This window comes from Sphingobacterium sp. CZ-UAM (genome assembly GCF_002000245.1).
GTDB lineage: Bacteria > Bacteroidota > Bacteroidia > Sphingobacteriales > Sphingobacteriaceae > Sphingobacterium.
The window spans coordinates 726,421-745,058 of record NZ_MTCM01000001.1; the positions used below are offsets into that span (position 1 = coordinate 726,421).

Here is an 18,638-nt window from a genome sequence, read left to right on the forward strand (position 1 = left end):
GGTCGGATTAAGCCATGGTTTATAGCATTAATTCTTATCTTTAGGCGAAATTTTGAGAAATTTAGATTTTTCACTGATTTCGCATAGCATTAAAAATTAAACATATTTCTAATAGATTACTATGTCAAACAAATCAAAAATTGTTTGGACAAAAACAGATGAAGCACCTTTGTTGGCGACTTACTCGTTTTTGCCTATTGTACAAGCGATTACAGCTACAGCTGATATCGATGTGGAATTGAGAGATATCTCTTTAGCGGGGCGTGTTCTTGCGAGCTTTCCAGAATTTTTAAAAGAAGATCAAAAAATTGCCGATGCTTTGGCCGAGCTGGGAGAAATGGCGACAACTCCTGAAGCAAACATCATCAAATTACCGAATATTTCAGCGTCGATTCCACAATTAAAAGGAGCTATCGCAGAATTACAAAAAGCAGGTTATGCTATTCCTAACTATCCCGATGAAGCAATTACCGAAGAAGAAAAAACGATCAAAGCCAAATATGCGAAAGTATTGGGTTCAGCTGTAAATCCTGTCTTACGTGAAGGTAATTCAGATCGTCGTGCACCTAAAGCCGTGAAGAATTATGCGAAAGCTAATCCGCACAAAATGGGGGCTTGGGCAAAAGATTCAAAAACTAAAGTCGCATCGATGACATCTGGCGATTTCTATGGTTCAGAGCAATCTGTAACAGTAGAAAATGCAGGTCAATTCAAAATTGAATTTGTGGATAGCGAAGGAGCTGTTACCGAATTAAAAGGTCTTTCTCCATTAAAGGCTGGTGAAGTAATTGACTCTTCAACCTTAAGTTTGAACGCACTGAAAGGTTTTGTCGCTGATACAATTGCTGAAGCGAAAGCTGCAGGGGTATTGTTATCTGCACATTTAAAAGCAACAATGATGAAGGTTTCAGATCCGATTATCTTTGGTGCGGTGGTTGAAACTTATTTTGCGGACGTGTTTGCTACTTATGGCGACTTGTTTAAAGAATTAGGTGTCAATAAAAACAACGGCTTAGGGGAAGTATATGCTAAAATTGCAGGTCATGCAAAAGAAGCGGAAGTGAAAGCTGCTATTGATGCTGCTATCGCGCAAGGTCCCGCTTTAGCTATGGTCAACTCAGATAAAGGTATTACAAACTTCCATGTTCCTTCCGATGTTATCATTGATGCTTCTATGCCAGCAATGATCCGTATTGGTGGTAAAATGTGGAATAAGGATGGTCAAGAAGAAGATACGATCGCAATGGTGCCTGACCGTTCTTACGCTGGCGTTTATGAGGCTACAATAGAGGATTGTAAAATACATGGTGCTTTGGATCCAAAAACAATGGGATCTGTTCCAAATGTGGGCTTGATGGCTCAAAAAGCAGAAGAATATGGTTCGCATGACAAAACTTTCCAAGCAGCTGGTAAAGGTGTGATCCGTGTTGTGGATGCGGAAGGTCATGTATTCATGGAGCAAAAAGTCGAAGAAGGTGATATTTTCCGTATGTGTCAAACAAAAGATGCACCTATCCAGGACTGGGTAAAATTAGCTGTAAACCGTGCACGTTTATCCAATACACCAGCAGTATTTTGGTTAGATAAAGACCGCGCACATGACAGAGAGATCATCAAAAAAGTAGAAAAATACTTGCCAGATTTTGATACCGCAGGTTTAGATATTCGAATCTTATCACCGATAGAAGCTACTAAATTCTCTTTGGAGCGCATTCGTAAAGGTGAAGATGCTATTTCCGTAACAGGTAACGTCTTACGTGATTATCTGACTGATTTATTCCCTATTTTGGAAGTCGGTACTTCAGCAAAAATGTTATCTATTGTACCATTGATGAATGGTGGCGGTTTGTTCGAAACCGGTGCTGGAGGCTCAGCTCCGAAGCACGTCGAACAATTCCTTCAGGAAGGTTACCTACGTTGGGATTCATTGGGCGAATTTTTAGCTTTAGGAGCTTCATTGGAACATTTATCACAAACACAAAATAATCCTAAAGCATTAGTTTTAGCGGAAACCTTGGATGTGGCAACAGAGAAATTCCTGGCAAATGACAAATCTCCGGCACGTAGAGTAGGTCAGATCGATAACCGTGGATCCCATTTCTATTTAACTTTATATTGGGCGCAGGCTTTAGCTGCTCAAACGAAAGATGCAGATTTAGCAAGCAGATTTGCACCTGTTGCAAAAGTACTGACTGACAATGAGGCTAAAATTAATGAAGAATTGATAGGGGCACAGGGACAGGCTCAAAATATTGGTGGTTATTACTTCCCGAATGATGAATTAGCAACAAAAGCTATGCGTCCTTCTGCGACATTAAATAACGCAATCGCCAATATTTAAACGCTGATTATCTTAATTAAATAATGAGAGCCCCGGTTTTTGATCGGGGCTCTTCTGTTTAGGTTGGGTTGCTTGTATTATACAGAGAGGGTTGATTTATTTTAATGGATATTTGACTCCTTCAAAGGTCATTTTGACGGGTATAATATGACCTTTTTCGTCAAATTTCATTTCATCTATACAAGTGACACGCTCATTGGCGCCTTCCTTACCTAATGGCCTGCGGTGATAGACGATGAAATACTTGTCTTTATTGGGCACTTTAATAACAGAATGGTGGCCTGCCCCAACAGCAACTTTTGGGTCGCGCTCGAGAATTGTTCCAATACGTTTAAACGGCCCGAACGGAGAGTCCGCAATTGCATAAGCTACCTTATAATCCGGTCCGGTCCAACCACCCTCGGACCACATAAAGTAGTATTTGCCATTTTTAATAAACATAAATGGACCTTCCACGTAGTTCTCGGGTGTAATTTCCTTGTAATAGGTTCCGTCATCAAATGGGAGCAGACCGGAAAAATCCGGCTTCAGTTTTACCATATTACAGTGCTTCCAGCCACCGTAATACATGTAAAACGTTCCGTCCCGATCTTTAAATACAAATTGGTCAATGGGCTGCGCACCGTTGATGATATCATTGATCAGTGGTTTGCCTAGCAAATCTTTATAAGGCCCTTCGGGTTTATCGGCTACGGCCACGCCGATTCCGCCGATTTCGCCCTGGTGAACATCGTTAGCACTAAAGAATAAATAATACTTGCCCTTATTTTCCAAAACAGCGGGTGCCCACATTGCTTTTTTTGCCCATGTTACCTCACTATTTTGGAGTACCCGCGGGTGCTTTGTCCAATGGGCCAGATCGGGCGAGGAAAAGGCATCAAAAAACAGCTGTTCTTCATAGGGAGCTGAGTAGGTGGGGAAAATCCAATAATTATTGCCATAGATAATTCCTTCAGGATCGGCGTAGTTCCCACGAATAATCGGATTCTCTTGGGCAAAGAGCATCGTTGTCAAAAATAAAGCGGCTGTCGTAAAAAATGTTCTGATCATCGTTATGGTTTAAACCATTAAGATACTACAACTTTGCTGCCCTAATGTTCCAAAAAATATCATTTTTACGCCAATTTTTCTCAATATTTTTAAAGTGTTAAAATTATGTTAAAATGAAGTGTAGCTTTCGGTTCTTTCCGATTTATTTCACATATTTGTTTATGTCATTTCCAAATGGCATAAATACTTTTCATAAAATAGGTTAATAATATGGCTAAGATACCCGAAGTTCCCCAGACTTCGGGTGTTTTTTTTATTCGCGCTCTAAGCCAAAAATCATAACTAATTTTCCGTCGATATACAAGTTTAGGGTTTGTTCGGCGATATCAAATTGAATTTGTTTTTGCTCAATGATCGCAAAAAAGTCATTTTCAATATTATTGGGACCATTACAGGATTTCATATTGCTTGCTAGGTGTGGAAAGCTGATCAAATTGCCTTTTATATTAAAATTTCCCCAGAAATTATTACAGCCTGTTGATCCGGCGATTGTTCCGTTTTTCGCGTCAAAGCCAATATAGGCTTTGCTGCTCGTTACATCTTTCCCGTTTAATTGAAGCAAATTCCATTTGAACCTTGCGAGAAAAGAAGCTACACTGGGCAGTTCGGTTACCCTTTCTTTGGAAATAATATCCATCAATTCGTAGCGTAAACTGTCGGTATCTTTTACTTTCGTTTGCTTCACTTTGATACGATAGCGATATTGCTCTTGGTAATCAAAACCTAAAATAGGGCCTGCGATATATTCCCATTTGTTTTTTTTGTTGGATTTTATCTGCAGACAGGCCAATTTGCCTGACATTGGATTATTGACATAATACTCAGCCACATCCCAAATTGCGATTTCAGTATTTTCAGCCGGTGATTGATTAATGATTTGTTGGAGTGTATAGATTGAAGCTTGGGCAGTTGTCGTTTTTTTTACACGGATATTGTACTCAAACCCTGGGTTATAATTAAACTGCAGGATTTCAGCATAGAATTTCTCCCAGTCTTTACTGTTGTAATACTTTACGAGATAGGGCGGTGTATTGTCAAGTCCTGATTTAACTTTTATCCGGAATACGCTGCTCTGTGCCTGTGTAGTATATTGGATTAGAAATAAGGGGATAAAAAATAAGATATATTTAAGGGATTTGTTCATAACGGGCATAAAATGTCAATAAAAACGTATCTTTAAACATGAATATTGCACGAACAAAAGTACTCTTAATGATTGTACTTTTTTTGTCCGGCTTGCGGATATCTGCCCAAAATAACAAGGATTATTTTAAAACACAAATTCCCTTGGGTGAAATAACAGATCCGCAGCTAAAAGAAGTATCAGGAATTGTAGCAGCTCACGAGGAGGGAAGCTTTTGGGTGCATAATGACAGTGGTGACGGGGCGAATATCTATCTGATCAACCGGCAGGCCAATCTACTCAAAAGATTTACGCTTGAAGGTGTGACTGTGACAGACTGTGAGGATATCGACCGCGTAAAAATTGATGGTAAAATTTATCTGATTTTAGCAGATATAGGCAATAATCTTGGCAAGCGGACTTGGGCAAGCCTATATGTATTTCCAGAACCTTCACCGCAAGATTCTTCAATGATATCAAAAAAGAATATTAAAACCATATTTCTTAAATTCCCCGGACAAAAACGTTTGGATGCCGAGTCTATTATGGTGGATCCGCGCGATAATATGTTGTATATCGTTTCTAAGCGGGAATTTCGGTCTACAGTATATAGTGCGCCAGTTTTCAGAAATAAAAATCAACAGTATTTTACATTAGATAAAGTGGCTGAACTTCCTTTTACTTTTGCTACAGCTTCGGCTATTAATCCTTCCGGAAAAGAGATGCTTATCAAGAATATCACGCATATTTTTTACTGGAAAAGGAATTCGGGCGAGTCATGGCAAAAGGCGCTAAACCGAAGGCCAATCGAAGTTCCTTATAAGGTAGAGCCGCAAGGAGAAGCGCTTACTTTTGATAATAACAACGCTGGTTTTTATACCATCAGCGAGCGTCCATTTGGTTTAAAATCTTATCTTTATTATTTTGAAAGATGCTCTAAATCCATTGATAAATAAGCTGACTTGATTCAGAAAATTGGATCAATAATATTGGTCTGAGTAGAATAATTACATCCAAATACTGATATAATGAATTTAAAACAATTTTTACTTTTATCACTTGCGCTATTTTATATTGTCGCTGTTAGTAAAGCTGCCAAAGTGGATACTTTGCGTATTCCGAGTCGGAGCATGGCAAAAAATATAAAAACAGTAGTAATACTCCCGAAAGGTTATTCGACAGATACGAAATATCCGGTTCTTTATTTACTTCACGGATATTCGGGTAATTATAGTAATTGGGTGAAGCATTCCAATGTGGCTGCTTTGGCAGATCAGTATGGATACATGATTGTTTGTCCGGACGGAGGATATGGCAGTTGGTATTGGGATATAAAAAATGATCGAAATTACCAATATGAAACATTTGTCGCCAAAGAGCTGATTGATTATATAGATGGTCATTATGCGACAGTTCAGGATCGTAAAGGAAGAGCGATTTCGGGGCTTAGCATGGGTGGGCATGGAGCTTTGTCACTTGCGATTAAACATCAGGATCTTTATGGTGCAGCAGGCAGTACTGCCGGTGGGGTAGATTTTAGACCATTTCCTTTAAACTGGGAAATTAAGGATCGTATCGGGAATTATGCCGATTCGACGCAGGCCTGGGACGATCGCGTGGTGATCAATATGATTCCTAAATTAGTAAATAATAAACTTCGGTTAATTATTGATTGTGGAAAGGAGGACTTTTTCCATCAAGTCAATATTGCACTTCACGATAAGCTCATGTATCATAATATAAATCATACCTTCGTTACAAGTGAAGGCGGACATAATTGGGCGTATTGGTCACGCTCCATTGTCTATCAAATGGCCTTTTTCTATGATTTTTTCAATCCGGTAGAAAAAAAATAACAAGAAAAATAGATAAATATTTGGCTTAAATGAATAAAATACTATTTTTGTTAAAGAAGATCTTGACTAACAAATTATAAACTTATTATTAAGCCTTACAAATTGTAAGGCTTTTTTATTATTTTCAATAAATTTTTGATTTCAATCTGCTATGCTTAAACCTCTAAAGGTTGTTTTTTATTTTTCTTCTATTTTGTTTTGCGCACAGCAATCCTATGGCCAACAATCTAAATCTATATCGGGATTTATCAGGGATAGCATCAGCGGTGAAAATATTATTGGTGCTTTGGTCCGGAATGACCTTGAGAAAAAATCGACGGCTTCCAATAAATACGGCTTTTTTAGTTTGTCCCTTCGCGGAGTTGATACTTACCTCGAAGTTTCCTCAATAGGATATAAAACCAAAATATTGCCTGTGACGATGGGAAAAGACTCGACCTATATTGTACAATTGGTACCCGAAGAGAACCAATTGGCAGAGGTAGTTGTTACTGGAAATAGAAGAAAATCGATCAAAGATCTGACTCCGGGCTTGACTCAGTTTAGCCCAAAGGAGATTGAGAAGGTTCCTGTATTGTTTGGTGAGAAAGACATTTTGAAGACGATCCAATTGTTTCCCGGAGTGGCGAGTGGAGGCGAGGGAAGTAGCAGCTTTTATGTACGTGGAGGTGGTGGGGATCAAAACCTGATTCTGTTGGATGAGGCTCCGGTTTACAACAGTGCTCACCTTTTTGGTTTCTTTTCGACCTTTAATTCCGATGCCATCAAAGACGTCAATTTTTATAAAGGAGGTGTGCCCGCCCAATATGGTGGTAAGATCTCTTCGGTCATGGAAATAACAACCTTGGATGGGAATAATCAACATTTTAATGTCGAAGGGGGACTGGGGCTAATTGCGTCACGGCTGAAGGTAGAGGGGCCATTACAAAAGGGAAAGAGCTCATTTATGATATCCGGTAGACGTACTTATGCCGATTTGTTCCTGAAGCTCTCAAATGATGAAAATATTAAAAATAGTGCTTTATTTTTCTATGATCTAAATGCCAAATTTAATTATAGAATTAACGATAAAAACACCATTTATTTATCAGGATATTTCGGTAAGGATGCCATGGCATACCATGATTTATTTGACTTCAGTTGGGGGAATGCGACCGGAACGATGCGCTGGAATCATGTTTGGAATAACCGCCTGTTCAGTAATACCACATTGATCTTCAGTAAATTTAACTATCAGGTGAAGATCGAAGACGATAATAACTTCAAGATCCGCTCAGATATCTTCAATTATAACTTTAAACAGGATTTTCAATATAGCCTCTCGGATCACCATAATCTAAAATTTGGTCTGCAGGCAGCTTTACAGAAAATTCGTCCGGCGAGTATTGAAGCCGGTGAAGATTCTAAAGTAAACTCATTACGTATTCAAGAGCGCAAAGGAGCGGATATTGCTGCTTATTTCTCGGATGATTGGTCAATAAATGATAAGTTCAAACTGAATTACGGTATTAGGGCGACAGCTTATGCCGCTTTAGGGCCAGGTATGTTCTATACCTACGATCATGCAGGTGAAGCTGTTGATTCAACTTATGTGGAGAGCGGAGCCATCGGAAAAAAATATGTTTATCTGGAACCACGTATATCGCTGAACTATGTCTTGAATGAATTGACTACCTTAAAGGCATCTTATAACAAGAATGTACAGTATTTACATCAGTTGAGTAACACCACAAGTAGCTTGCCGACTGATCAGTATGTATTAAGCAATAATACCATTAAACCACAATTGTCAACACAGTATTCGCTGGGCTATTTCCGGAATTTTGCGTCCAATAGGTATGAGTTTTCCGTAGAAGGTTACTATAGGGATCTGAAAAACCAGATCGACTATAGGAATGGAGCCGATTTACAGGCCAATGAATTTTTGGATGGCGAACTACTATTTGGAAAAGGAAGGGCATATGGTGTGGAATGGTTTATAAAGAAAAGATCGGGAAGGTTTAATGGATGGATCAGCTATACACTGTCCAGAAGTGAAAGACAATTCGAGCAGATCAATGATGGACAGTGGTTTAATGCGCGTCAGGATAAGATTCATAATATAGCTGTTGTGGCACAGTATCAATTGAAGCCTAAATGGAATCTGAGTGCGAACTTTGTATACTATACCGGGGATGCTGTAACAATGCCCGCTGGTAAATATTTTGTTGACGATAGAACGATATTCTATTACGATAAGCGAAATGGCCAGCGTATGCCAGCTTATCATCGTTTGGACCTCGCTGCAACTTATGATATCAAGCGTACAAAAAATACCTATTCAAGTTTATCTTTTGGGATTTATAACGCTTATAATCGCAAAAATGCTTATTTAATTGATTTTAGAGAGAAAGAAGGTCAATCTAATGTGACCGAGATCTATAGGATCGCATTATTTGGTGCCATACCATCCGTTACCTGGAACTTTAAATTTTAACACAACATGAGAAAGATAATAGGATTGATCGCATTAATTTGGATGACTTTGATTGGTTGTGAAGACAAAATTGACCTTAAATTGCCTGAAAATACAGGGCAGCTGGTGATCACCGCCGATCTGATGGTGTCGGATAAGCAGCATGAGATCAGTATTCAGAAAGTAGTGGGTTTAAAAGATTCGATGTTGTCTCCCATAACGGATGCGGAAGTATCCGTGAAAAATCTGCAAAATAACCAAATATATATCTTTTTACCTGGAGCCAACGGTGTGTATACCAATAAAACATTGCGGCTGCAGGAAAAGAACAGCTATCGATTGTATGTAAAAACTGTCGATGGAAAAGAAATTGAAGGAACCTCGACGGTACCATCCTATGTTGATGTCGACTCGATAGGGCTCTCCGAACGGATTATATTTACAGACACCATCTATTATCCTACATTGGTCTTTAATGATCCTCCGGAAAAAGGAAATTATTACAAATATAAAATGTCCGTGAATGGTGGTGAATTGCGCTTTGTTGATGTTTTTAGCGATAAATATAATAATGGATTGCAAGTGCAGCATGATATTGTCGATCGCGATAGAGACCTTAAGATAGGAGACAGAATACGTGTATTGCGTCAATGTATCGACCTAGGGGCTTACAATTACTGGAACAGCTTCCAGATGATTAATCCAGGCGCAGCATCTCCAGCAAATCCGATTTCAAATCTATCCAATAATGTTTTGGGATATTTTAGTGTGAGTGTGGGCAAGTATTATGAATCTGAAGTGGTTTTATCTGGAAGTAGACCCTGACATTTATTCCATTCTTGCTATTTGATACTGATTTGCTAGCAGAAATTCAATCGTTTTAGGTAAAGCGTATTCCACGCGGGGAATCGCTTTGATATTGTCGTGGAAGATGATGATTGAGCCATTCTGTATATTGGGAAGTACGTTCTCAAGGCATTTTTCTGGACTTAGGTTCTGATCAAAGTCACCCGACATAATATCCCACATTACCACACGATAATTTTTATATAATTTTTTAAGCTGTGATTTTGTGGCTTTAGCATAAGGTGGCCGAAAAAGATCTGTTTGCGTTAGTTCCTGACATAGCCTGATATTATCGATATAGGTTTGGTCACTTGTCTCCCAACCTTTGAGATGATTGTAAGTATGATTGCCAACCTGATGTCCTTCTTGTAAAATTCTTTGAAATAAATGTGGATTTTTTTTAATATTTTCACCAACACAAAAAAATGTTGCCTTGACCTGATATTTTTTTAGGATATCGAGTATAAAAGGTGTAATTTCAGGAATTGGACCATCATCAAAAGTGAGATAGACTTTTTTTTCCGTCCTCGGCATATGCCAGATTGATTTGGGATAAAGCCAACGAAGGAAGAAAGGGGATTTGACAAAATACATAACCGATAAATGAAGTTCAAATCTATAAAAATTGTATGGTTCTACATATGAACATGAAAAGATTTTATTATTCTGCAGTAGTATTTACTGGTTTTTTTCTTGGAACGAACAGCCCCATCCAAGCCCAACAGATTGTCGGGGTAACCGAGGCTATACGTATGACTTTGGAACGCAATGTACAGATAAAGCAGGCCGAACTGAGCAAAGATCTCGCAGCTCAGGATTTATTTCAAGCAAAAAGTAATTTATTGCCGGACTTAAGTGCTTCAGTTGATCAAAATTTCCGTTATGGTTTTGCCTTCGATTTGACTTCGGCACAAATTGTCAATAATGCATGGACTAGAACAACCGCTGGGTCGGTAGGGTCAAGCGTGAATATATTTCAAGGCTTTCAACAAGTTAATCAAATAAAAGCAAATAAATTACAGTTAGAATCTGCAGCGACGCAGGTCGACAAGATAAAAAATGATCTTATTCTAAATGTATTGGTGAATTATTTAGAAGCCATCACAAATCATGAAATGATGATTGCTAGTGAAGATCAGATTGCGTTGTCGAAACAACAATTCTCATTGGATTCTATTCAATTTGCTGTTGGAAATAAGACTATTGCTGACCTTGCAAAATCAAAAAATCAGGTTGCTACGAATGAATTGAACAAAGTGAATTTGAAGAATTCATACGAAATGTCCTTGTTAACCTTGAAACAATTGATGGAAATGCCTCCTGAAACAATAATTTCGTTGGAACGGCCAAGTTTAGAATCTGTTTTGCTAACTGCAGTAGATAAAAATGCAGTAGATGTATATCAAAAAGCATTAACAAGACAACCTGATATTCACAAATCTGCTTTGGATAAAGAAGCCGCATTAAAACAAATTGATATTGCAAAGGGTGGGTACTATCCAACGCTTAATTTAAGTGTCAGCTATGGTACAAATTATTCATCTGCAACAACTAGGCAAACTGATCCATTAGATATCACAACAACATATCGCGTGCCTTTTAGCCGGCAAATATCGGATAACAAATCATTTTTCACTGGTTTATCACTCGCTGTCCCCATTTTTTCCAAGAATCAGAATAAAGTTAATGTAGCAAAGGCCAAAATTGGTTTAAAACAGGCTGAGGCAGCCGAACAATTAGCGAAGAACAATTTAAATAAAGCCGTCAATCAGGCGATTTTGGACGTAAGCGCAGCCAAACAAAAATATACTTCGGCAACGACAGCTTTTGAAAGTGCTGAAACAGCTTATAAAGCAACTAAAGAACGGTACGATATCGGTATGGCAAATTCTTTGGAATTATTTACGGCACAGACCGAACGAAACAAAGCGGAATTTGATCTAATTCAGGCAAAATATAATGTAATATTTAGATCCAAGATTATTGATTATTACTTAGGAAATCCAATTCAATTCGACAACAATTAACCTATTTGATTAACAAAAACAATGGCAAAGAAAAAACGTAGTGTAGTAAAGATTCTATTAATAGTCATAGCGCTCCTGGCAATTTTTGTTTTTATCGGCTTTAAGGCCGGTTGGTTTGGAAAAGGAGATATTACTAAAGTCGCTGTAGACGTTGTGAAGGAAGCAGATGTGGATGAATTGGTGTCTGCCAGTGGAAAAATACAGCCAGAAATTGAAGTTAAGCTGAGTTCCGAGGTCTCGGGTGAGGTCGTTGAGCTTAATATCAAAGAAGGAGATTTTGTGAAGAAAGGACAAATCCTCTGTAGGATAAAGCCTGATATCTTACAGTCCGGCTACGATCGTTCTGTAGCTGCGATGAATTCACAGCGTGCCAACCTGGCGGCTGCCCAACAACAACTCAAACAGCAGGAAGAAAATTTTAAAAATGTAGCAGCAACCTACAAGAGGAATCAGGAGCTTTTTGAAAAACGGGTTATTTCTGCTGCTGAAATGGATAAAAGTTCTTCCGAATACTTTTCGACCCTTGCCGCAATTCAGGCCCAAAGGGAGACGGTACGGTCGACTAGGTATGCTATAGATCAATCTCAAGCTTCTGTTAAAGAAGCCCAGGATAATCTGAACAGGACAACTATCTATGCTCCAACAGACGGTATTATTTCTTTATTGTCGATCGAACAGGGAGAGCGTGTCGTGGGAACAGCTCAAATGGCTGGTACGGAAATTATGCGCATTGCTAATATGTCTTCGATGGAAGTAAATGTGGATGTCAATGAGAACGATATTAACAACGTGAGAGTAGGTAACCAAGCTGAAATTGAGGTGGATGCTTTTCAGGACCGAAAGTTTAAAGGTATTGTTACTGAAATTGCAAGCTCCTCCAAAAATATCGCTACGACAACTGCGACAACCTCGTCTACAGATCAAGTAACAAATTTTAATGTAAAGGTGCGTATCAGTGCAGAATCTTATCAGGATTTGATCAAAGAAAATGTCGCTTCACCGTTCAAACCCGGACTATCCGCTACAGTACAGATTTTTACGAAACATGACAAAGGCTTAGTGGTGCCTATCCAATCGGTTACTGTGCGATCGGATGATAAGGATTCTACAAATACAAATAAGAAAATACAGGAATATGTCTTTGTTTTAAAAGATCAGACTGTAAAACAGGTTCCTATTAAAACGGGAATCCAAGACGACAAAAATATTATTATCCTATCTGGATTGAAAAAGGGAGATCAGGTCGTTTCGCGACCATTCGACGCAATTTCCAAAACCCTGAAGGATGGTAGTAAAGTGGAAAAAGTAGATAAATCCCTGTTATAAAATGGTATCCATATAATATTAATTATAAAAGGGAGGTGTTTTTTTAAACACCTCCCTTTTTATTTTCCTTTTAATTTATTAAATTTACATAACCCAACCACTGACAGCTTATGAAAAGGCTATTGACTTATTTTAAATTTAACAAAACAGAGCAAAATGGGTTCTTTGTTATATTGGTAGTAATCATTCTCTTTAGTATTATATATTCCCTTGTCAGTAGAAACGATAAAAATGATCCCATAGTTCATCAGGCTCGGGTTTTCGAGCAGTCATTTCGCGATTCAGCTGATGCCGTAGATTATCCCAATAGGAAATTTAAAGTAGCTGATGTCCATCTGGAAAAGAAAACAGCTCCCATAGATCGGGATATAGGTGCTGACGATGACAACAGGGATACCAAGCTGTTTTATTTTGATCCCAATAATTTATCCATCGATAGCTGGCGTAGGCTTGGTCTTTCAGATAAGCAAATTGCGGTGATCAAGAATTACGAGAAAAAAGGGGGGCGGTTTAAAAATAAAAATGATGTTCGGAAAATGTATTCCATCAATGCAAAATTATACGAAAAGCTCGAACCCTATATCCGTATTCAAGCGGAGAATATAGGTGCGGGCGCAACAGCTAAAGCTCCTCTACTTTACGATAAATTTGAAACCAACCATGCCGAACTTATCGATATTAATACCTGTGATACAACAGCCTTGATGAGCCTCAAAGGGATCGGAACAATTCTTTCTAAACGTATTTTGAAATATAAAGAGGTACTTGGCGGCTTCTATAGGATTGAGCAATTAAAGGAGGTTTATGGTGTTACTTCGGAGACATACGACCTCATTAAGGACTATATTACAGTGTCTAATTTAGAAGGAATCAAAAAAATCAATATTAACCAGATTGATGCCAATTCATTGGGCAAACATCCGTATCTTAGCCCGAAGGATGCGAAGTTAATAGTTAATTATCGAGATCAACATGGGAATTATACCAATATAGAAGACTTTACCAAGATAGGTACACTTTCGGATCTTGCTATTGCTAAAATCGCGCCGTATTTAATATTTGAGAATGATTCAAGATAAATTGAAATTGGAAATCCGGGATATTGTGGATTTTCCAAAACCGGGTATTGTATTCAAAGATATCACCCCTTTGTTGAAAGATGCTACACTATGTAATGAAATGATCGACGCGATTATTGACCAACTTCAAGGAATAGAAATCGATGCTATTGCAGGTATTGAAAGTCGTGGGTTTCTTTTCGGCTTTTTACTTGCGAACAGACTCGGCTTGCCCTTTATTCCTATTCGTAAACAAGGGAAATTACCATTTAAAACTATTTCCGAGTCTTATGCATTAGAATATGGTCAGGCAACAATAGAAATCCATGAAGATGCCTTCGAAAAAGGTAGCCGTATTCTGATCCATGATGATCTGCTGGCAACGGGTGGAACTGTCGTCGCGGCAAGCAAACTTATTGAAAAATTGGGCGGAGTGATTGCAGCCTATAGTTTTATCATTTCATTGGACTTTCTCAAAGCAAAAGGCAGATTGTCCCGGTTTAGTGACAGGATCTCCTCATTGGTGAGCTATTAATATAAAATCTAAGTGTTGATTTAGACGATCTTATGATACTCTTTGCAAATGCTAAAATAAATATTGGGCTGCAGGTTACCGCTAAACGAGCGGATGGCTATCATGAACTGAATAGTATTTTCTATCCCTTACCAATTTATGATATTATCGAGCTATTAGAGACGGATGCAGAGCATTGCGTATTGAGTGTACAAGGTAATCGCATACCAGGTAATACCGCGGATAATCTCTGTATAAAGGCTTATGGACTGTTAAAAAATGAGTTTGATATCCCGGCCGTCTCTATTGATCTGATCAAGCAGATTCCGATCGGAGCTGGGCTGGGCGGCGGATCAGCGGATGCATCTTTTGTATTGAAAGGACTCAATGATCTGTTTCAATTAAACTTAACAAATGCTCAGTTAATGAAATACGCAGCCCAATTGGGGGCAGATTGCCCATTCTTTATTGCAAATACTCCTGTGTTTGCAACTGGAATAGGGACAGATTTTAAGGAGATATCACTCGATCTGAGTGAATACCATATGGCGGTTATTATGCCCGATATCCATGTTTCCACTGCCGAAGCTTACAGCGGTGTGAAACCAATGCCTTCAGCTGTCAATTTGGAAGAAGCAATTCGATTGCCTATTCAGGAGTGGAAATTTCATATTCGAAATGATTTTGAAGAGTCTATTTTTGAACGTTATCCACTGCTCAAAGAAATTAAAGAGGCTTTGTATCGCAAAGGCGCTATCTATACCTCAATGTCTGGCTCCGGTGCTGCAATCTATGCTATCTTCTGGGAAAAGATGGATTTAAACGAATTTTCCAAATACGGTAAGGTCTATTACCCCACTGTATTAAACAAATGATATTAACCTGAAAAAAGCAATAGGCCTATATCTCGGCCTATTGCTTTTTTGATTGCTGATATCAATATTCTTCTTCCACTTTATAATCTAGTAATTCACGCGCTTCTTTGAGGACCTTCTCTTTTCTTTCTGCGTTAAGTCCAAGGATATCCAGCTTATCCGGATTATTTACAAGATCTTTTACCAGGATCAGCTGGTTTTTCAACAGTTGTTGTTCTTCCAGGTCCGAAAGAGTTGTTAAGCAGGTGACGGGATAAAATACTGCTTTATCTACTCTTCTTTTGATACTGGTTTCTTTGGGATAATCCCATGAGAGCAAATTGATACCATAATAGTTTGCGAAATCGATCGAATCTGAGGTAAAATAAGCGTTGGTAATAAGCCAGCCTTCCTGAAACTGCAATTTTTTGCCAAAAAAATTATAGTCAATTCCACTGATATCCTTGAACCTTGATAGGTAATACATTGGCGTTGTAACAGAAATCTTGGCATCAATATCATTCCTGAACTTACATTCCGCCGTCATCAATTTACCGTCCTTATAAGCCACAACATCCAGTTCATGGGAAACAGCATGGCCATGTACCATCTGCCCAGTGGTACTTTCATAACCGATCGAACGCAGCAAATGGGAAATATATTTTTCAAAATAAAAGCCTTCAGGTCCAAGATCACGTAATGCTTTTTTTAGGCTATATCGCGCAGCAAAAGAATTTCGGACAGTTTTCAGTTTATCGAAAGCCAGCTGATATAACTCTCTGGTCGAAATGCCGTCATATAATTCACTTACAACACTACTATATACCTCGTTCACCTGATCGGTATTTGCTCCAGAACGGGAAAGAGAGTGTTTTAAAGCCTCTCCATTAAAGGGAACTAATTCACCGGAATATTTTTTGACTTGCATGAATATTTAATTTGATAAATACGAATATAAGAGATGTAATCCGAGAAATCGTATAAAAACTAATATTCTATTTCTAAACTTTTTTGGACCACCATTTGTTTACATAAAGAAACAATACTTAAATAGAGATAATTATGAGTAACCTATTGACATTTGCATTTGACAAGATTAAGGCTAAGATAAAGGATGATTGCATTGAGGAGAATATTGGCGCTTCTGAACGCGTGTTATCTGTAATTGCCGGCGGTTTTATTTTAGGTTTGGGCGTAAAAAAAATATTTAAATCACCGCTGACAGGGCTTTCAGGATTGACGCTTGGTGGGACTTTAATTTATCGAGGCGTAACCGGGCATTGTGATGTCAAAAAAATGCTGGAAGATAAGGATGTTAAAAAAGTCGAAGTAATTGAGCATCGTTATTTTGTTAAATAACCCTGGCGAGCTATACTTCATCCACAATTATCTTGTTATATCATTTGTACAAGCTGCAAATTTTACTTTTTTGCAAGCTTTAACCTTCATGGTAACAATCGAGAGCGCGTCTCTACTTGGGCTTACCGCGGTTCGCTGTTGTTGCAGTACAACTATGAAACAAGTATAGTTGAAATTTAGATCCTAAAAATATTGGATAAAATTAAGCTGCCGAAAATCATCTTTTCGGCAGCTTAATTTTTAAAATATACTTTTATCAGCTATTTACACATTGAAACGGAAGTGCATAATGTCTCCGTCCTGAACAATATAAGTTTTTCCCTCTACAGCTAATTTGCCGGCCTCTTTTACCGCGCTTTCTGAGCCAAGATTGACAAAATCATCGTATTTGATTACCTCTGCGCGGATAAAACCTTTTTCAAAATCTGTATGGATAACACCCGCTGCCTGAGGGGCAGTAAAACCTTTTTCAATTGTCCAAGCACGTACCTCCTGAACACCAGCGGTAAAATAAGTAGCTAAATTCAGGAGTGAATACGCCGCTCTAATTAATTTATGAACACCGGATTCCTCTAAACCAAGATCGTCCAAAAACATTTTGCGTTCTTCATAGCTCTCCAGTTGGGCAATTTCAGATTCAATTTGTGCTGAGATGATTAAAACTTCGGCTTTCTCATCCTTAACCGCTTCTTTTACACGTTCAACATACGCATTACCGGTATTAACAGAACCTTCATCAACATTGCATACATAAAGGACCGGTTTCGCTGTTAATAAAGCTAAGTCTTGAATAAATTCAAAATCTTCAGCTTCAATAGCGGCTGTACGAGCTGATTTTCCAGATTCTAAATGTTCTTTAACAATGGAAAGTATATCAAAAGTCTTTTTTGCATCTTTATCACCGCCTGTTTTTGCCATTTTCTCCACTTTCTGGATACGTTTTACGACCGTATCCAAATCCTTTAATTGCAGTTCGGTATCGATGATTTCTTTATCTCTGATTGGATCTACTGAACCGTCCACATGAATGACATTACCATCATCAAAACATCTCAAAACGTGAATGATCGCATTTGTCGTACGAATATTTCCCAAGAACTGATTCCCTAATCCTTCTCCTTTTGATGCGCCTTTTACCAATCCGGCGATATCAACGATTTCAATGGTATTCGGAACGATACGTTGTGGATTGACTAATTCAGCTAATTTATTTAGACGGGCATCCGGTACGGTAATTACCCCAACATTTGGTTCAATAGTACAAAATGGAAAGTTTGCTGCCTGTGCTTTCGCATTTGACAGACAGTTAAATAATGTTGATTTACCAACGTTTGGTAAACCTACGATACCGCATTGTAAAGCCATATATAGTGCAAATTTTTGAAATTGCACAAAGATAGAAAATTCACTGTAATTTTTAACTATCTTGTACCATGCTTCAGTGGTACAAAATTGACGATGCCCAATTTTTAAAGGATAAAGGGATAATAGAGCATAAGGTTGGTGGAAAGACCATTTGTCTAACTTGGTTTGAAGATCAATTGTACGCGTTTTCCAGAAAATGTCCGCATGCGGGAGCTCCCTTGAAAAATGGTTGGTGTGAACGAGGGAAAGTGATCTGTCCCTTTCATCGGCATGAGTTTGATCTTGTGACAGGGAAAGGCAATCCTGCTCAGCATGATTTTATTCATATATACCCGGTCAAAGAAGAAGACAGTGCCTATTTTGTAGGTATTGAGACAGGTTTTTGGCAAAATTTTCTAGGTTCTAAAAGTAACTAAAGTATCATATCTCTCCATGCAATCGCATATCTAAGCAGTAAATAAGTA

The 18,638-nt window shown here is 38.3% G+C and carries 17 protein-coding genes; 12 read left to right on the top strand and 5 right to left on the bottom strand.

The window, feature by feature from the left end; translation table 11 throughout:
- The first annotated feature begins 121 nt into the window (after positions 1 to 121).
- A complete protein-coding gene (locus tag BWD42_RS03070; protein WP_077433005.1) occupies positions 122 to 2,341 on the top strand; it encodes an NADP-dependent isocitrate dehydrogenase in 2,220 nt (739 codons plus the stop codon).
- A gap of 96 nt (positions 2,342 to 2,437) precedes the next feature.
- Here BWD42_RS03070 and BWD42_RS03075 read toward each other — a convergent pair whose 3' ends face one another.
- Both BWD42_RS03075 and BWD42_RS03080 read right to left on the bottom strand, forming a co-directional pair.
- The gene (locus BWD42_RS03075; RefSeq protein ID WP_077433007.1) at positions 2,438 to 3,391 is read right to left on the bottom strand and encodes a glycoside hydrolase family 43 protein; all 954 of its coding nucleotides are present in this window, start codon (positions 3,389 to 3,391) and stop codon (positions 2,438 to 2,440) included.
- A gap of 253 nt (positions 3,392 to 3,644) precedes the next feature.
- Positions 3,645 to 4,535: a DUF4377 domain-containing protein gene (locus BWD42_RS03080; protein ID WP_175991940.1), complete on the bottom strand. Its 891-nt coding sequence runs from the start codon at positions 4,533 to 4,535 to the stop codon at positions 3,645 to 3,647.
- A gap of 38 nt (positions 4,536 to 4,573) precedes the next feature.
- Between BWD42_RS03080 and BWD42_RS03085 the strand changes: the two genes are divergently transcribed.
- The 4 genes from BWD42_RS03085 to BWD42_RS03100 all read left to right on the top strand — a co-directional run bounded on the left by BWD42_RS03085 (position 4,574) and on the right by BWD42_RS03100 (position 9,650).
- Positions 4,574 to 5,470 carry a hypothetical protein gene (locus tag BWD42_RS03085; RefSeq protein WP_077433011.1) on the top strand — a complete coding sequence of 299 codons (897 nt, stop codon included), beginning with the start codon at positions 4,574 to 4,576 and terminating at the stop codon, positions 5,468 to 5,470.
- A gap of 72 nt (positions 5,471 to 5,542) precedes the next feature.
- Positions 5,543 to 6,370, top strand: a complete 828-nt coding sequence (locus BWD42_RS03090) for an alpha/beta hydrolase (protein ID WP_077433013.1) — start codon at positions 5,543 to 5,545, stop codon at positions 6,368 to 6,370.
- Between the two features lie 151 nt (positions 6,371 to 6,521).
- Positions 6,522 to 8,846, top strand: a complete 2,325-nt coding sequence (locus tag BWD42_RS03095; RefSeq protein ID WP_077433015.1) for a TonB-dependent receptor domain-containing protein — start codon at positions 6,522 to 6,524, stop codon at positions 8,844 to 8,846.
- 6 nt (positions 8,847 to 8,852) lie between these two features.
- On the top strand, positions 8,853 to 9,650 hold the full coding sequence (locus tag BWD42_RS03100; protein ID WP_077433017.1) for a DUF4249 family protein: 798 nt from the start codon (positions 8,853 to 8,855) through the stop codon (positions 9,648 to 9,650).
- Positions 9,651 to 9,653: 3 nt separating this feature from the next.
- Here BWD42_RS03100 and BWD42_RS03105 read toward each other — a convergent pair whose 3' ends face one another.
- On the bottom strand, positions 9,654 to 10,205 hold the full coding sequence (locus BWD42_RS03105; RefSeq protein ID WP_410528278.1) for a polysaccharide deacetylase family protein: 552 nt from the start codon (positions 10,203 to 10,205) through the stop codon (positions 9,654 to 9,656).
- A gap of 113 nt (positions 10,206 to 10,318) precedes the next feature.
- On the opposite strand from BWD42_RS03105, the gene BWD42_RS03110 reads away from it, so the two are divergent.
- From BWD42_RS03110 to ispE, 5 genes are all read left to right on the top strand, one after another.
- On the top strand, positions 10,319 to 11,698 hold the full coding sequence (locus tag BWD42_RS03110) for a TolC family protein (RefSeq protein ID WP_175991941.1): 1,380 nt from the start codon (positions 10,319 to 10,321) through the stop codon (positions 11,696 to 11,698).
- A 21-nt stretch (positions 11,699 to 11,719) separates the two neighbouring features.
- A complete protein-coding gene (locus BWD42_RS03115) occupies positions 11,720 to 13,024 on the top strand; it encodes an efflux RND transporter periplasmic adaptor subunit (protein ID WP_077433023.1) in 1,305 nt (434 codons plus the stop codon).
- A 110-nt stretch (positions 13,025 to 13,134) separates the two neighbouring features.
- Entirely contained in the window at positions 13,135 to 14,103 is a 969-nt protein-coding gene (locus BWD42_RS03120; RefSeq protein ID WP_077433025.1) for a ComEA family DNA-binding protein, read from the top strand.
- A complete protein-coding gene (locus BWD42_RS03125; RefSeq protein ID WP_077433027.1) occupies positions 14,090 to 14,617 on the top strand; it encodes an adenine phosphoribosyltransferase in 528 nt (175 codons plus the stop codon). Before BWD42_RS03120 ends, BWD42_RS03125 begins: the two co-directional genes overlap by 14 nt.
- Before the next feature lie 32 nt (positions 14,618 to 14,649).
- The gene (gene ispE, locus BWD42_RS03130; protein WP_077433029.1) at positions 14,650 to 15,471 is read left to right on the top strand and encodes a 4-(cytidine 5'-diphospho)-2-C-methyl-D-erythritol kinase; all 822 of its coding nucleotides are present in this window, start codon (positions 14,650 to 14,652) and stop codon (positions 15,469 to 15,471) included.
- Positions 15,472 to 15,532: 61 nt separating this feature from the next.
- Here the strand turns inward: ispE and BWD42_RS03135 are convergent, their stop codons facing one another.
- Complete coding sequence (locus BWD42_RS03135) at positions 15,533 to 16,378, bottom strand: ATP cone domain-containing protein (RefSeq protein ID WP_077433031.1); 846 nt, start codon at positions 16,376 to 16,378, stop codon at positions 15,533 to 15,535.
- A 134-nt stretch (positions 16,379 to 16,512) separates the two neighbouring features.
- On the opposite strand from BWD42_RS03135, the gene BWD42_RS03140 reads away from it, so the two are divergent.
- On the top strand, positions 16,513 to 16,809 hold the full coding sequence (locus tag BWD42_RS03140) for a DUF2892 domain-containing protein (RefSeq protein ID WP_077433033.1): 297 nt from the start codon (positions 16,513 to 16,515) through the stop codon (positions 16,807 to 16,809).
- A gap of 264 nt (positions 16,810 to 17,073) precedes the next feature.
- On the opposite strand, the gene ychF is transcribed toward BWD42_RS03140, so the two are convergent.
- Positions 17,074 to 18,174, bottom strand: a complete 1,101-nt coding sequence (gene ychF, locus BWD42_RS03145; protein ID WP_077433035.1) for a redox-regulated ATPase YchF — start codon at positions 18,172 to 18,174, stop codon at positions 17,074 to 17,076.
- A 68-nt stretch (positions 18,175 to 18,242) separates the two neighbouring features.
- Between ychF and BWD42_RS03150 the strand changes: the two genes are divergently transcribed.
- Positions 18,243 to 18,590 carry a Rieske (2Fe-2S) protein gene (locus BWD42_RS03150; protein WP_077433037.1) on the top strand — a complete coding sequence of 116 codons (348 nt, stop codon included), beginning with the start codon at positions 18,243 to 18,245 and terminating at the stop codon, positions 18,588 to 18,590.
- The last annotated feature ends 48 nt before the right edge of the window (positions 18,591 to 18,638 follow it).